Annotated in this window: 13 protein-coding genes; 6 read left to right on the top strand and 7 right to left on the bottom strand. The window is 68.5% G+C overall.

Going from position 1 to position 15,540, the window contains the following annotated elements; all coding sequences use genetic code 11:
- The first annotated feature begins 29 nt into the window (after positions 1-29).
- The gene (locus ACXAID_RS03955) at positions 30-1,013 is read left to right on the top strand and encodes an NAD(P)H-binding protein (RefSeq protein ID WP_475020879.1); all 984 of its coding nucleotides are present in this window, start codon (positions 30-32) and stop codon (positions 1,011-1,013) included.
- Positions 1,014-1,031: 18 nt separating this feature from the next.
- Here ACXAID_RS03955 and purF read toward each other — a convergent pair whose 3' ends face one another.
- The 5 genes from purF to purL form a co-directional block, all read right to left on the bottom strand.
- Entirely contained in the window at positions 1,032-2,573 is a 1,542-nt protein-coding gene (purF, locus tag ACXAID_RS03960) for an amidophosphoribosyltransferase (RefSeq protein WP_475020880.1), read from the bottom strand.
- Between the two features lie 121 nt (positions 2,574-2,694).
- Positions 2,695-3,090 carry a sterol carrier family protein gene (locus tag ACXAID_RS03965; protein WP_475020881.1) on the bottom strand — a complete coding sequence of 132 codons (396 nt, stop codon included), beginning with the start codon at positions 3,088-3,090 and terminating at the stop codon, positions 2,695-2,697.
- A 9-nt stretch (positions 3,091-3,099) separates the two neighbouring features.
- Entirely contained in the window at positions 3,100-3,738 is a 639-nt protein-coding gene (locus ACXAID_RS03970) for an Rv0804 family intramembrane glutamic endopeptidase (protein ID WP_475020882.1), read from the bottom strand.
- A gap of 11 nt (positions 3,739-3,749) precedes the next feature.
- The gene (locus ACXAID_RS03975) at positions 3,750-5,471 is read right to left on the bottom strand and encodes an alpha/beta hydrolase (protein WP_475020883.1); all 1,722 of its coding nucleotides are present in this window, start codon (positions 5,469-5,471) and stop codon (positions 3,750-3,752) included.
- Between the two features lie 10 nt (positions 5,472-5,481).
- Entirely contained in the window at positions 5,482-7,812 is a 2,331-nt protein-coding gene (gene purL, locus ACXAID_RS03980) for a phosphoribosylformylglycinamidine synthase subunit PurL (protein WP_475020926.1), read from the bottom strand.
- A 148-nt stretch (positions 7,813-7,960) separates the two neighbouring features.
- Here purL and ACXAID_RS03985 point away from each other — a divergent pair, with 148 nt between their 5' ends.
- Complete coding sequence (locus tag ACXAID_RS03985) at positions 7,961-8,965, top strand: FUSC family protein (protein WP_475020884.1); 1,005 nt, start codon at positions 7,961-7,963, stop codon at positions 8,963-8,965.
- 6 nt (positions 8,966-8,971) lie between these two features.
- On the opposite strand, the gene ACXAID_RS03990 is transcribed toward ACXAID_RS03985, so the two are convergent.
- Both ACXAID_RS03990 and ACXAID_RS03995 read right to left on the bottom strand, forming a co-directional pair.
- Positions 8,972-9,319 carry a VOC family protein gene (locus ACXAID_RS03990; protein ID WP_475020885.1) on the bottom strand — a complete coding sequence of 116 codons (348 nt, stop codon included), beginning with the start codon at positions 9,317-9,319 and terminating at the stop codon, positions 8,972-8,974.
- Between the two features lie 14 nt (positions 9,320-9,333).
- Positions 9,334-10,605 carry a M18 family aminopeptidase gene (locus tag ACXAID_RS03995; RefSeq protein WP_475020886.1) on the bottom strand — a complete coding sequence of 424 codons (1,272 nt, stop codon included), beginning with the start codon at positions 10,603-10,605 and terminating at the stop codon, positions 9,334-9,336.
- 62 nt (positions 10,606-10,667) lie between these two features.
- Between ACXAID_RS03995 and ACXAID_RS04000 the strand changes: the two genes are divergently transcribed.
- The 4 genes from ACXAID_RS04000 to ACXAID_RS04015 all read left to right on the top strand — a co-directional run bounded on the left by ACXAID_RS04000 (position 10,668) and on the right by ACXAID_RS04015 (position 15,526).
- Positions 10,668-11,705, top strand: coding sequence for a Dyp-type peroxidase (locus ACXAID_RS04000; protein ID WP_475020887.1), 1,038 nt, complete (start codon positions 10,668-10,670; stop codon positions 11,703-11,705).
- A complete protein-coding gene (locus ACXAID_RS04005; RefSeq protein WP_475020888.1) occupies positions 11,702-12,499 on the top strand; it encodes a family 1 encapsulin nanocompartment shell protein in 798 nt (265 codons plus the stop codon). Before ACXAID_RS04000 ends, ACXAID_RS04005 begins: the two co-directional genes overlap by 4 nt.
- A 508-nt stretch (positions 12,500-13,007) precedes the next feature.
- A complete protein-coding gene (locus ACXAID_RS04010) occupies positions 13,008-13,493 on the top strand; it encodes a MarR family winged helix-turn-helix transcriptional regulator (RefSeq protein WP_475020889.1) in 486 nt (161 codons plus the stop codon).
- A 734-nt stretch (positions 13,494-14,227) separates the two neighbouring features.
- The gene (locus ACXAID_RS04015; RefSeq protein ID WP_475020890.1) at positions 14,228-15,526 is read left to right on the top strand and encodes a hypothetical protein; all 1,299 of its coding nucleotides are present in this window, start codon (positions 14,228-14,230) and stop codon (positions 15,524-15,526) included.
- Positions 15,527-15,540: the final 14 nt, after the last annotated feature.

Below are 15,540 nucleotides of genomic sequence, written 5' to 3' on the forward strand. Positions count from 1 at the left end.
TCTCTTGCAGACATCGAGGGATCGGAGGGGTGGTGGCGGCACAGACCAGATGCCTGGTGACGGGCGCGACCGGGTACATCGGTGGCCGGCTGGTGCCCGAGTTGCTCGACCGCGGCCACCATGTCCGGGCCATGGCACGCAAACCCGCCAAACTCGACCGCGCCGCCTGGCGCGACCGGGTCGAGGTGGTACGCGGCGATCTGACCGAGCCTGACTCGTTGACCGCGGCGTTCGAGGGCGTCGACGTCGTCTATTACCTGGTCCACTCGATGGGCACCGCACGCGGCGATTTCGTGGCCGAGGAGGCGCAGTCGGCGCGCAACGTCGCCGCTGCCGCCGAACGCGCCGGGGTGCGCCGGATCGTCTACCTCGGCGGGCTGCACCCGCCCGGCACCGGGCTGTCGAGACATCTGGCTTCGCGGGTGGAGGTCGGCGAGATCCTGCTGGCCTCGTCGATCGAGACGGTGGTGCTGCAGGCGGGCATCGTGATCGGGTCCGGATCCGCGTCGTTCGAGATGGTCCGCCATCTCACCGACCGGCTGCCGGTGATGACCACCCCGAAATGGGTGCACAACATGATCCAGCCGATCGCCGTCGGCGACGTCCTCTACTACCTGGCCGAGGCCGCCACCGCCGAGCTGCCCGAATCACGCACCTGGGACATCGGCGGCCCCGACGCGATGGAGTACGGCGAGGCGATGCAGGGTTACGCCGATGTCGCCGGGCTGCGCCGACGGCTGATGGTGGTGCTGCCGTTCCTGACTCCGACGATCGCGAGTTGGTGGGTGGGGTTGGTGACCCCGATACCGTCCGGGTTGGCCCGTCCGCTGGTGGAGTCGCTGGAGTGCGATGCGGTGTGCCATGAACACGACATCGACGCCGTCATCGCGCCGCCCCCCGGAGGGTTGACCGGATACCTGGACGCGGTGCGGCAGGCGCTGAGCACTGAAGGCGCCTCCGCCGAACGCGGCCGGCGCCACATTCTGCGCATCAGTCCCACCGCACCTGAGTGAGGCAGTCGATCTACGCCGCTACGGCCGGCGCAGTGCCGACGCGTTGTCGTTCTGCGCCTGCACCGGCACCCCGGTGCGCGCGGCGGTGGCCAGCATGTGCTCGATGACGTTCTTGCCCAGCGCGGTCTCGCCGGGCAGTTCGATCGGATAGTCGCCGTCGAAACATGCCGAACACAGCCGGGACGCCGGTTGCTCGGTCGCGGCGATCATGCCCTGCTGGGAGATGTAGCTCAGGGTGTCCGCACCGATCGCGTGCCGCACCGCTTCGAGGGTGTCGTCCTCGTCGGAGTCGGCGTTGCCGGCGTTGGCGATCAGCTCGGCGGGGGTGGCGAAGTCGATGCCGTAGAAGCACGGCCACTTCACCGGCGGCGAGGCGATCCGCACATGCACCTCGACGGCGCCGGCCTCGCGCAGCATCCTGATCAGGGCGCGCTGGGTGTTGCCCCGCACGATCGAGTCGTCGACGACGATCAACCGCTTGCCGCGGATCACCTCGCGCAGCGGGTTGAGCTTGAGCCGGATACCGAGCTGGCGGATGGTCTGGGAGGGCTGGATGAACGTCCGCCCCACGTAGGCGTTCTTCATCAGCCCCTGGCCGAACGGGATTCCCGACTCCTGGGCGTAGCCCACCGCGGCCGGGGTACCGGACTCCGGCACTCCGATCACCAGGTCGGCCTCGACCGGCTTCTCCCGGGCCAACCGCCTGCCGATCTCGACGCGGGTGCCATGGACCGATCGACCGGCCAGGGTGCTGTCGGGCCGGGCCAGGTAGACGTATTCGAAGACACAGCCCTTCGGCTGCGGCGGGGCGAACCGGGTGGACCGGACGCCGTCGGCGTCGATGGCCAGCAGCTCGCCGGGCTCGATGTCACGGACGAACGACGCGCCGACGATGTCCAGCGCGGCGGTCTCGGAGGCCACCACCCAGCCACGGTCGAGCCGGCCGAGTGCCAGCGGACGCACACCGTAGGGATCGCGCGCCGCGTAGAGCGTGTTCTCATCCATGAACGTCAGGCAGAACGCACCGCGCACCGACGGCAACAACTCCAGGGCCGCCTGCTCCAGCGACGAGTCCGCCGCCCCGTGCGCCAGCAGCGCGCCGAGGATGTCGGAGTCGGTGGTCGCGGTCGCCGCGCCCCGGCTTCCCATCAGCCCCTCGTCACGAGCACGCGCCGCCAGTTCGGCGGTGTTGACCAGGTTTCCGTTGTGGCCCAGCGCCACCCCGGTGCCCGCGGCGGTGTTGCGGAACACCGGCTGCGCGTTCTCCCACGTGGTGGACCCGGTGGTGGAGTAGCGGCAGTGACCGACGGCGACGTGGCCGTGCATGGCGGCCAGCGTCTGCTCGTCGAACACCTGACTGACCAGGCCGAGATCCTTGAACACCAGCACCTGCGAGCCGTCGGCGACGGCGATGCCGGCCGCCTCCTGGCCGCGGTGCTGTAGGGCGTAGAGCCCGTAGTAGGTGAGTTTGGCCACTTCCTCGCCCGGGGCCCACACCCCGAATACGCCACACTCTTCTTTGGGGTTGTCGTCTACCTGCTCGAAAGGCTCAGCGGTCACGATCTACAGGGCTCCCTGGGGCGGTGGGGTGACGTCACCCAGTCTACGGTGAACAGCGGGAAAACGCGGAATCGACGGTTCGCGATTCCCCTGGACTTCCGTTGACGGGATGTCGTTTTCGTCACTCTGGCGCGTCGGGGAGCGCCACCAGCGGCAGCGCAGCGGCGATCTCGCCGGCACGCGCCCCCGACAGCCGCAGTGTGCCCGCCGACGCGGCGGCGGAAACCGTCGTCAGCCCGGCCGCCAGGCGCAGCCAGGTCCGCGGATCGGTCTCCACCACGTTGGCCGGGTTGCCCCGGGTGTGCCGGGGACCGTCGATGCACTGCACGGCCACGAACGGTGGGATGCGCACCTCGACGGCGGCGCCCGGGGCCACGGCGGCCATCGTCATGGCGGTCAGCCGGACCGCCTCGGCGAGTTCGGCGCGGCCGGGGGCGGTGGAGCTGTCGTCGCGCAACCAGTCGGCCAGCGCCGCCACCGCGGCGCGGGTCTTGACCGGATCGGCACTGCGGCGCACCGGTCAAATCTAAGGTGTGCCGCCGCCGGCCCGTCGCCCAGCCGCGCCGCGACGCTGCACCAGGACCGCCGCCACCGCGCCGGCCTCGTTGACCGCCAGGTGGGCCAGCATCGGCGCGGCCACGCTGGCGGACTTCGCGTAGAGCCAGCCGAACAGCCATCCGGCCACGCCGGTGGTCAGCACCGTGAGCACCACCGGCTGGCCGGTGGCCCGGGCATCGGGCACGTGGGACAGACCGAAGGTCGCGGCGGCCACGAGGCGCCCGTGCGGCCTGCCGAAGGCCCGGACGGCGAGCATGCCCAGGCTGGCCCGGTAGGCCACCTCTTCCGACCACACGGTGCCGACCGGGATCCGCACCAGCAGCCAATGGCTGATCGGCGTCGGCAGCTGCTGCACCGCCATGCCCTCGCGCACCGGTCGCAGCGCACTGCCGGCCGCCACCGTCGCCACGACCGGGATCGCGGCCGCGGTCCCCCAGCGCAGCCCCGCCCACAACGCGGGCGGCCGAAGGCCGAGCCGGGGGTTGCCGGTGAGCACCCACACCGCGGTGCCGAACAGGACGTGCGGCACCGGATGCCAGCGCGCCGGGATCCGGAAGGTCGCGAACTTCCAGCCGACGAGCACCGCGGCCAGCGCACCCGCGCCCACCCGCTGCCGCACTATTCGCCGCTCCCGTCCGGCAGGGCGTGCGCCAGCGCGGCACGGATGCGCGCGGTGTCGGAGACGGTCCAGTCCTGCGGTGCGGCCACTCCCACCCAACCGTCGAGGATGAAGTCGCCGTAGTTGTGCCCATGTCCGGCGGGCACCGACACCGCGTTGGTCAGGTCCGCGGCCACCTGCCAGAACGTGACGATCGGATACCACCGCATGGACGGGGTGCGGTCGCGACCCGGCGGCTCGGAGAGCCAGTCGGGGCGGCTGAACACCAGGTCCTGTGACCACCACACGATCGGGTCGGAGGCATGCTGCAGGAACAACACCCGGGTGCCCTCCCAGGGTGGCGCGGTGTCCCTGGCGATCTGGGCGGCGTCGTTGCCCTGAGAGAACCGCACCGTGCGGCCGTCGTCGTAGCGGGGCTGGACCTCCGGGGTTCCCGGATCGCGCCGGACCGTGAGGCCGTGCCACAGCGGGCTGGCGTTCGGCGGGCCCACCCACAGCACCGAGGAGAAACCCATCCGGGAGATGTCGGGCAGCCATTGAAATGCGCCCTGCCCCGCCATCGAACCCAGGCTCTCGCCGTAGAGCAGCAGCCGGGGCCGCCGCTCGGGGGGCAACTGGACCCAGCGCTGGTGGATGGCGTCGATCATCATCCGGCCCGCCTCCATCGACTTCTGCTGGTGGGCGAGGAACGAGATCCAGCTCGGCAGATAGGAATACTGCGATCCGACGATGGCGGTGTCGCCGTTGTACATCATCTCGATCGAGGCGGCGGCGATCGGGTTGATCCAGCCGGTCCCGGTCGCCGGCACGATCACCAGCACCTCGCGGTCGAAGGCGCCGGTGCGCTCCAGTTCGCTGAGCAGCACCGCCATCCGCCCTTCGCCGGTCTCCGCGGTCTCCAGACCGGCGTAGACCCGGATGGGCTCGAGCGCCGGGCGCCCGTTGATCGCGGTCAGCTCCGCGGCGTCGGGACCGGTTCCGACAAAGCTGCGACCCTGATAGCCCAGAGTGTCCCAGGACGCGAAAGACTCTGGGCTACCTGACCTTTCGGGACCCTGGGGTTGCACCACGCCCGCCGCGGTGGTGGTGTTCTGCGGCTGGAAGATTCGGTTGGCCCCGGCCAGGAACCCGCGCAGCAGAACGCCGTTGACCAGCGTGATGACCAGCACCACCACGATCGCCGTCCCGATGAACAGGGCCAGCTCGTCGGACAGGCGCCAGCGGCGGATGAAGAAGCGCGCCATCGTCTTGATCAGGTCGAGCAGGACCCGGGCGGTGGCGACACCCAGAGCGCCGACGGCCGCGGCGACGACCAGGGTGCGCAGATAGCTGAGGGTGGCCGGGCCTTCCATCCCCATCAGCGCCGAGACCTGGCGCTGCCAGGCCGCGGCCGGGATCACCATCAGCACACAGGCCCCCAGCGCCACCGTGACGGTGACCGCTTTGACCGCCGCGGTCACCTGCGGCGGCGGGGGACGCCACCCACGCCCGGCCAGCAGGAAACGGCGGACCATCTTGACGACGAAAACCCCTATGCCGTAACCGATCACGGCGTTTATTCCGCCGATCAGCCCGGCGAAGAGCCAGTCCCTGGGCAGCAGCGAAGGGGTCAGCGACGCGCAGAAGAATAGTGCGGCGAAAGCGATGCCGGTGAAATCGAGTCGCAGCAGCCGCCACGCCCACAGGTAGGCGGGGTGATGTTGCTTCTCGTCGTAAGCCAAGAAGGCCCCGTCACCCGAACAATCCGGGCAGCACGCCCTCCCAGGTGCCGCGCAACTCCGCCAGAGTCACCGTGAACAGTCCCTGCACCTCGACGGTGGGCTCCTCGGTCTCGGGCCCCTGATCCACCACCCCGACGCGGGTGGCGGGCAACCCCCGCGCCTGGCACATCGCCACGAACCGGCTCTCCTCGGTGCGCGGCACCGCAACCAGCACCCGGCCCGCCGACTCGGAGAACAGCGCGACGAAGGGATCCCATGTATCGGGAAGAACTATGCGGCAACCGGTTTCACCACCCAGCGCGGCTTCGACGACCGCCTGGATCAACCCGCCCTCGGACAGGTCGTGGGCCGCCGAGACCAGACCGTCGCGCGAGGCCGCGGTGAGCACCTCGGCCAGCAGCCGCTCGCGCTCCAGGTCGACCTTCGGCGGCACCCCGCCGAGGTGGCCGGCACTGACCTGCGCCCAGATGGAGCCGTCGAACTCGTCGAGGGTGTCGCCGAGCATGATCAGCGACTCCCCCGGCTCGGCGCCCAGCCCGGTGGGGATGCGGCGGCGCACGTCGTCGATCACTCCGAGCACCCCGACGACCGGGGTGGGCAGGATCGCGGCGGTGCCGGTCTGGTTGTAGAAACTGACATTGCCGCCGGTGACCGGAATCCCCAGCGTCGCAGCGCCGTCCGCGAGGCCGTGCACAGCCTCACGGAACTGCCACATCACCCCCGGATCCTCGGGGGACCCGAAGTTCAGGCAGTTGGTGACCGCGACCGGGGTGGCACCGGTGACCGCGACGTTGCGGTAGGCCTCGGCCAGCGCCAGCTGCGCACCGGCGTACGGGTCCAGCGCGGTGTAGCGCCCGGACGCGTCGGTCGAGATCGCGATGCCGCGGCCGGTCTGTTCGTCGACGCGCAGCACCCCGCCGTCGGCGTGTTCGGCCAGCACGGTGTTGCCACGCACGTAGCGGTCGTACTGCTCGGTGATGAAGGCGCGGCTGCACAGGTGCGGGCTGCCTAGCATCGCCAGCAGCGTCGCGCGCAGCTCGTCACCGGTGGCCGGGCGCGGCAGGTCCGCCGAGGTGTCGGCGATCAGCGCGTCCTGGGTGTCCGGTCGGGCCAACGGCCGCTGGTAGACCGGACCCTCGTGGGCGACGGTGCGCGGCGGCACGTCGACGACCGTCTCCCCGTGCCAGGTGATCTCCAGGTGTTCACCGTCGGTGACCTCACCGATCACGGTGGCCAGCACGTCCCATTTGCGGCACACCGCCAGGAACGCGTCGACGTTGTCCGGGGTCACCACCGCGCACATGCGCTCCTGCGACTCACTGGACAGGATCTCGGCCGGGGTCATGTTGGTCGCGCGCAGCGGCACCTTGTCCAGTTCGACCTTCATGCCGTCGTCACCGGCCGAGGCCAGCTCCGAGGTGGCGCAGGACAATCCGGCGCCGCCGAGGTCCTGGATGCCGACCACCAGATCGGCGGCGTAGAGCTCCAGGCAGCATTCGATGAGCACCTTCTCGGTGAACGGGTCACCGACCTGCACGCTGGGCAGCTTCTTGCGCGACCTCGATGGTCCAGCTCCGCCTCCGGCTTCGTGTCCCGCGCCGCTCTCGTCGCCGCCGAAGGTCTCCGAGGCCAGCACCGACACCCCGCCGATGCCGTCCAGGCCGGTGCGCGCACCGAACAGGATGATCTTGTTACCGGACCCGGACGCGAACGCCAGCTTGAGGTCCTCGGTGCGCAGCACCCCGACACACAGGGCGTTCACCAGCGGGTTGCCCGCGTAGCAGGCGTCGAACACGGTTTCGCCGCCGATGTTGGGCAGGCCCAGCGAGTTCCCGTAGCCCCCGACGCCGCGCACCACGCCGTCGAGGACGCGGCGGGTGTCGGGCGCGTCGGCCGCGCCGAAGCGCAGCTGGTCCATCACCGCGACCGGCCTCGCGCCCATCGCCATGATGTCGCGCACGATGCCGCCGACGCCGGTGGCCGCACCCTGGTAGGGCTCGATGTAGGACGGGTGGTTGTGCGACTCGACCTTGAAGGTGGCCGCCCAGCCGTCGCCGATGTCGACGACGCCGGCGTTCTCCCCGATACCGGCCAGCATCGCCGAGCGCATCTGCTCGGTGGTGGTCTCACCGAAGTAGCGCAGGTGCACCTTGGAGGACTTGTAGGAGCAGTGCTCGCTCCACATCACCGAGTACATCGCCAGCTCGGCGTCGGTGGGCCGGCGGCCCAGGATCTCGCGGATCCGCTCGTACTCGTCGTCCTTGAGCCCGAGCTCCCGGAACGGCTGGGGCTGGTCGGGAGTGGCGGTGGCCCGCTCGACGGTGTCTACCTCATGGGTCAACCCAGATGTCACGGCGTCAGTTTATTCGCCTGTCCAGGAGTCGGCCGACGGCGACGCCGTCCATCGGTTCCGTGCCGGCATCCGTGGCGGGCTGCTCCGGGATACTCTGGGGCCCCGCACTGTCCCCGGAGGCTACGGTGGCGTCATCGTGAGTGCACCTGAGCACACGTCCACGGTGCGAGGCGTCGTGTTCCGTGTCGTCGTCGTGGTGGTGCTGTTCACCCCCGCAGCCCTTATCCCGTTCACGCCGTTGTCTCCGGTGACCGCAGTCTTCGTCGCCGGCAGCCTGCCCGTCGCGATCGCCTGGGCACTGTCACCCCGATACGCGCTGACCGCGATACCGGTGTCGGCTGTGCTCAATGCCCTGGCAGTGCTGGTGTACAGCCACCCCCTGCTGACCGGCGTGTTCATGCTCGGCGCCGCCGTGCTGGTCGGCCTGAGCGCGTTTCGGGGCCTGCACCTGGTGGCCGCGCTCGCCGCCCTGCAGCCGTCGATCACGGTCATCGCCGGACCTGGCTCCGTGTCGTTCGCCGACTGGACGCCCGGCAGCGTCGGGCAGGCGGCACTGGCCGGCCTGGTGGCTGTGCTCGGCGGGCTCTGGGCGGCGCTGGTCGCCGCGATCGCGCTCCGCGGCAACTACTCCGAAGACGCTTCCAGCCCACCCGAACCTGTCGCCACACCGGTGGTGCTGCTCTACACCGCGGCCCTCGCACTGACGCTCGGGCCGCTGGCTTTCGTGGCTTCGACGTGGTTTCTGCAGAGCACCGCGGGCTGGCTGCTCACGACGGTTCTGCTGGTTGCGCGGCCGGCCAATCACGAGTCGAGGACGCTGATCGGCGAACGCACGCTCGGAGCACTCGCCGGCGGGTTCGGCGCCGTTGTCGTGGCGGTCGCCGCACCGAACGCAGACATCCGATTGCTCATCGGAATCGCCGCGATCGTCACCGCGGCAGTACTGCAGCTGCAGCACGCCCGGTACGCCTATTTCGCCAGTTTCGCCACAGCGGCCGCGGTGTTGCTCAACGCACGATCGGGCAGCGTGTTGCAGGTGGGTGTCGAACGCATCGGGCTGACCGTGGCCGGGGTCGTGGTGGTCGGCGCCGCCGTCGCCGTCGCCGAGCAGGCGTTCAGCCGTTATTCGGCCCGATCCTGACGGGACTCAAGCTCCGGCCACGCAGAAGGCGTTGCCCTCCGGATCGGCCAACACGACCCAGTTGAACTCCGCACCGAAGCTGTGCCGGGCGGTCTCCCGCGCACCGAGCCCGACCAGACGGGCCACCTCGGCTTCCTTGTCTTCGGCGTGGAAGTCCAGATGCATCTTGTTCTTGCCGGGTGTCGGGTCGGGCACCCGCTGAAAACCCAGCGTCGCACGCCCCTGGGCGGTGACCATCACGAAATCACCCGGTGCCACGGCATTCACCTCACCGCCGGCGGCTTTGGCCCACCAGTCGGCCAGACCGTCGGGATCCGCACAGTCGAAGGTGATCATCTCCACGTTCAGGGGCATACCGGGACCTTATGTCAGGCCGGTGACAAGAACGCGTGAAGAGCAGCCGAATAGTCGGCGACGTCCGCGGCGCCCATCACCTCGCGCGCGGAGTGCATCGCCAGCTGCGGCGCCCCGACGTCGACGGTCGCGATACCGGTTCGCGCCGCGGTCATCGGCCCGATCGTCGACCCGCACGGCAGGTCGGCGCGGTGTTCGTAGCGCTGCAATTCCACGCCGGCCCGGGCGCACGCCAGGGCGAAGGCAGCGGCCGTCCGCCCGTCGGTGGCGTAGCGCAGGTTGGGCTGCACCTTGAGCACTGGTCCGCCGTTGACCTCGATGAGGTGGCCCGGCTCGTGACGGTCGGGATAGTTCGGGTGGGTGGCATGCGCCATGTCGCCGGAGGCGACCATCGATCCCGGGAGCCGGCGCAGGAAATCCTCGCGTCCGCCCCCGGCCGCCAGGGTGATCCGCTCCAGAACGGTGAGCAGCAGCTCGGACTGGGCGCCGTGGTCGGACTGCGAACCCACCTCTTCGTGGTCGAACAGCACCAGCACCGGCACGGCGCCCGCGGCACCGGAGGCCGCCAGGAACGCCTCCAGCCCGGCGTAGCAGGTGGCCTGGTTGTCCAGCCGGGGGGCACTGACCAGAGCGCCGTCCACCCCGACCCGGCGCGACGGCGCCAGATCGTGGGTCATCAGATCGAAGCCGAGCACCGCGGCGGCGTCGACACCCGCCTGCTCGGCGACGTAGCCGAGAAAGGGCCGGGGGGTGGATCCGACTCCCCACACCGCGTTGACATGACGCTGCGGGTTCAGTTCGACCGCCTTGCGGTCTTCGGCCAGATGGATGGCCAGCTGCGGCACCCGCAGAATCGGTTCGTCGACCCGCACCAGGGTGTGCTCGACGGCGTCGCCGACCCGCACCGACAGCCGCCCGCTGATCCCCAGCTCGCGGTCCAGCCAGGAGTTCAGCCAGGCGCCGCCGTAGGGCTGCAGCGCCACCATCTGCCAGCCCGCCACCACCCGATCCGGATGCTGCTTGACGCGCAGGTTGGGGCTGTCGGTATGCGCCCCGACGATCCGAAAAGGCAGGGCACGACCGGCATCGCCACCCGAGCGCCACGCGATCAGGGAACCGGCCCGCACCACGAAGTGATCGCCCTGTCCGGGCCAGGGATCGCTTTCGGCGAGTTCGGTGAAGCCCGCCGCCAGCAACCGGTCGGCGGCGGTGCGGCACACATGGAACGGCGACGGCGAGGCGTCGACGAATTCGCAGAGCCCTTCGGCGGTCGCGGGGCGGGACATGGCAGACATGAGAACCCCATCCTTACCCCAAGAACAAGATCAGGTCGCGTTAGGGTGGCCTGGTGGCACGTCCGCAACCGGTTCTGACGCCGCTGAGCCCGGCGGCGATCTTTCTCGTGGCGACCATCGACGAGGGCGCCGAGGCGGCCGCCACGGTGCACGACGCACTGGCCGAGCTGTCCGGCCTGGTGCGCGCCGTCGGATTCCGGGTTCCCACGGCACAGCTCCGGTTGATCGCCGGCATCGGTTCGAGTGCCTGGGATCGGCTCTTCTCCGGCCCCCGGCCCGCCGGGCTGCACGAGTTCGTCGAAGTCGGCGGCGCGCGGCACCACGCCCCCTCGACACCGGGCGACCTGCTGTTCCACATCAAGGGCGGGTCCCTGGATGTGTGCTTCGAGCTCGGCGGCCGCGTCCTGGCCGCCATGGCCGGCGCGGTCACCGTGGTCGACGAGGTGCACGGGTTCAAGTTCTTCGAACAACGCGACCTGTTGGGTTTCGTCGACGGCACCGAGAACCCGGACGGGCCGGATGCGGTGACCGCGGCGCAGATCGGCAGCGAGGATCCCGACTTCGCCGGCGGCAGCTATGTGCACGTGCAGCGCTACACCCACGACATGGCCTCGTGGAACGCGTTGAGCGTCACCGAGCAGGAACTCATCATCGGGCGCACCAAACTCGAGGACATCGAGCTCGACGACTCGGTCAAACCCGCCAACTCGCATGTCGCCCTCAACAGCATCGAGGACGAGGACGGCAACGAGCTGCAGATCGTGCGGGCCAACATGCCGTTCGGCAGCCTGGGTGACGGCGAGTCGGGCACGTACTACATCGCCTACTCGGGCGATCCCGCGGTCACCGAGCGGATGCTGGAGAACATGTTCATCGGCGACCCGCCCGGAAACACCGACCGGATCCTGGATTTCTCGACGGCCGAGACGGGCACCATGTTCTTCGTCCCCACCATCGACTTCCTCGACGACCCGCCTCCGCTCCCGGCGGCGGACACCGCTCCCGCCCCCGAGGAGCCCGAGAAGCCTTCCCCAGCAACTGTTTACCCAGGTTCTCTGGTGATCGGCAGCCTGAAAGGACAACCGCAATGAACAACCTGTATCGGGATCTGGCGCCGGTCACCGAAGCGGCCTGGGCCGAGATCGAGCAGGAAGCCGCCCGGACCTTCAAGCGCCACATCGCCGGACGCCGAGTCGTCGACGTGAGCGAGCCGGGAGGTCCGGTGACCGCCGCGGTGAGCACCGGCCACCTGATCGACGTGGCCGCTCCCGGAGACGGCGTCATCGCCCACCTGCGCGCCGCGCAGCCGCTGGTCCGGTTGCGGGTCCCGTTCACCGTGCGCCGCAGCGATATCGACGACGTCGAGCGCGGATCGCAGGACTCGGACTGGGACCCGGTCAAGGACGCCGCCAAGCAGCTGGCCTTCATCGAGGACCGGGCCATCTTCGAGGGATACGAGGCCGCCCACATCGGCGGGATCCGCAAGTGCAGCTCCAACCCGGCGCTGGCGCTGCCCGACGATCCGCGCGAGATCCCCGACGTCATCGCCCAGGCGTTGAGCGAGCTGCGCCTGGCCGGCGTCGACGGCCCCTACTCGGTGCTGCTGTCGGCCGACGTGTACACCAAGGTCGCCGAGACCACCGCGCACGGGTATCCGATCCTCGAACACCTCAACCGGCTCGTCGACGGTGACATCATCTGGGCCCCGGCGATCGATGGCGCATTCGTGATGTCCACCCGCGGTGGCGATTTCGACCTACAGCTGGGCACCGACGTCTCGATCGGATACCTGTCCCACGATGCCGACACCGTCGCGTTGTACCTGCAGGAGACGATGACATTCCTGTGCTACACCGCCGAGGCCTCGGTCGCGCTGACACCCTGACCCGGGTGGGCTCCAGGCCGAGCCCTCGACCCGCCGCCTGAGGTTGGCCGTCAACGCTCCACGAATTGACGCCCAACCTGGCCCGGAAACGAAATCGAAGTGCCGCGGCGGTGAACTTGCCGGGGCGCACATATGCGCCTGGCTCCCATTGCTCGCGTCACCGTCACCTGGACGGATCCGGCACCCGAGAAAATTGACACAGGTTACAGAAATATTTCCGAAGCTGAGACGAAGCGGCTGATTCGGAGCTAGATTCCCAGGTGATCGACCCGTTCGAAGGCTCCCCGGGGACGCGGGCCGCAGCGCAACACGCTGCACCAGGGCGCGGCTTCTGCCCATCAGGCCACGGTACTCGGCGAGCATTTTTGGTAGCTGAATCCGCACGACAAGGGGCACCAAGGTGATCCGGACCCGCCAAGATGACCGCGATGGTTTACTCCGTCGATGTCTGAATCACGCACCTGACCTCTCGCACCGAATCGGCGCTCCGACGGGCTAGCAGCCGACGATGGTGGAGGAAAAGCACGAGCACCCAGCGCTGTTCCTGCCGGCGCTGAGCGAGACCGAGAACGAAGCCGTACAAGGCTTCGTCGATGCCTCGACCCGGCTCTACTCGGCCATGGAAAACAGCCTGGTTCAACAACACAACCTCACGTTGATGGACGTCCTGCTACTGCAGCATCTCGTCACCTCGGGGAACTCGGCCTCCATGGGTGACCTCGCCGAATCCCTGGCCCTCATCCCCAGCCGGGTGAGCCAGCAGGTCGGCAGGCTGGAGAGACGGGCTCTGGTTCAGCGGGTCGGCGGGGCCGACGATCGGCGCAGGGTGATGGCGACGATCACCCGGAAAGGCCACGCCCAGACGCGGGCAGCCATGATCACCTACGCCCAAATGATCCGTACGGCGTTCCTTGATCCGTTGCGGCGGCGCCAATTGTTGACGCTGTCCGACAGCTGCCGCCGGATAGCGGAACGACTGAATGGTCACCGATAAGTAGAAACCAGCCCCCGGATCTGAATTTGCCAGCGACTGACTCCGGTCGCCGCCGGCGAAGCACCGCTGCAATCCTTGGATTTGTCCGCCGGACCTTATCCGGTACCGAATAACACGCGCAAGCAGCGGTGGCGCCACTCGGATTATCTGGTGGTAGACCCATTGACACCACGGACACCCCGGGACAACTCGGCCCAGATTCTCGGCAAGACTGCAATTGTCACAACACTGGTTGTCAGCCAGCTGATCAGACAGGCTGCTCCGCGTATCAGCTACCAACTGGAGCTCAGGGGCCGGGCGTGAAGCGACCGCATCGCATCAATATCGGCGACTGCAGACACAGCATCGGCGGGCAGCTTCGACATCGATCGGACCGTATTCCGGTCCCGAAGAATAAGCCTCTGAATGTCGATAGTGGCTTATTTCTGCGATGAAACAGTCAACAACTGTCTATCGTTTGCTATTGCGCAGTGTGACATCTTTCGACTTGGGATGATGCTCCGGCACTCGGTTGCGGCTCGGCCGTCCACGTCAGAGAAATTGCATCCGCACTTCGATGCGCGGAAAAAGAATTCATTCCTGGGGTAGCTTCTGCGCCGTCCATGATCACGAACTTGACAGGAACAATCATGCACGCAGGTATAAAGCCGGCGCTCACAACCGGGATAGCCATCGTCGGGGCCGGCGCCATAGCGGTTGCACCAGCATTCGCACCGACACCGCCCGAGGTCTACGTGCCGGCACCTTCCGCGGTGTCCGGCAACGTCGAACTCGCAGCGTTCCAGGACCCGTTCACGACCTGGCTCGACGTCTTCACCACGTCGTTCGTCAACGCCGGCACGATCGCCGACGAGTGGCTTGCCGACCCCTTTCCCGCTCTTCGGCAGTTTCTGCAGAATCAGATCGGCTACGGCGAGATCACCGTCGAAGCGGTCCAGGGCGCAGCGGACGCTCTGGTCACGCAACTGACGACGGCCCTTCCCGAGCAGTTGCGAACAGCTCTCATGCAGCTGGCCGACGGTGAGCCCGCCGAAGCGGCGACCACGTTCAGCAACGCGATCGTCGGCACCGTACTCGTCGTCGGGATCAATCTGTTCCCCACGCTTGCGATCCCGACCGACATCACCGGGAATCTCGACAACGTGGTGTCGGCGGTGACAAACCCGTTCGGGTTACCGTTCCAACTGCTGAACGCAACGCTCGGTCCGCCCACCGGCGTGATCGCCGCGCTGGGAGACAGTGCTCAACAGTTCGTCGATGCGCTGAACGCCGACGATCTGCCGACGGCGTTGAGTGCTGTAATCAATGCTCCGGCCGACGCGGTGGGAGCGTTCCTCAACGGCTACACAGCGAGCACGGGCGGCGTGTATACGGGTCTACTCACTCCTGGCGGTGGCCTCGTCGAGATCCTGACCGTGACACTCCCCCAGACGATCGCCGACGCGCTGGGTGCAGGTGCCAGCAGTGCCGCGCCGGCCGCTGCGGTGGAAACGGCGGAAGAACCTGACGCACAGGCTTCGGCCTCCGAATCGCAGGATCCCGGATCTGTACCCACTGGTGTCCTCGCCACCGGGAACCCGCAGCCGCAGACCGTCGTCGTGAGCAACAAGCTCGCCGAAGACGACGAAGAGGTCGCCGATGAGGACGACACCGCTGCCGAGGACGGGAACGCCGAGGAAACCGATTCCGTCGATTCAGTGGAGACATCCGAGGATGCGTCTGAAGACGGCGACTCGACCAGCGGGGACGAGATCGTCGAGACCGAGGACGAGGCGGTCGATGCCGAAGACGACGACGTTGTGGAATTGGACGACGAGAGTCAATCAGACACCGGCACCGGCACCGGAACCGGTACCGACGCCGACAACGACACCGACACCGACACCGACACCGACACAAGCGATGCCGCCGGCAACGACGATGGCGGTGACGGTTCCGGCGCTAGCGGTCAACCCTCCAACGGCGCAAAGGACAAAGCGAACGGCTCCGATGCGGACAGCGGAGACGGCGACAGCGACGGCGGCGACGAGTAACGCCACATTCGGGC

It is taken from the genome of Mycobacterium sp. ABE4_509, assembly GCF_056160785.1.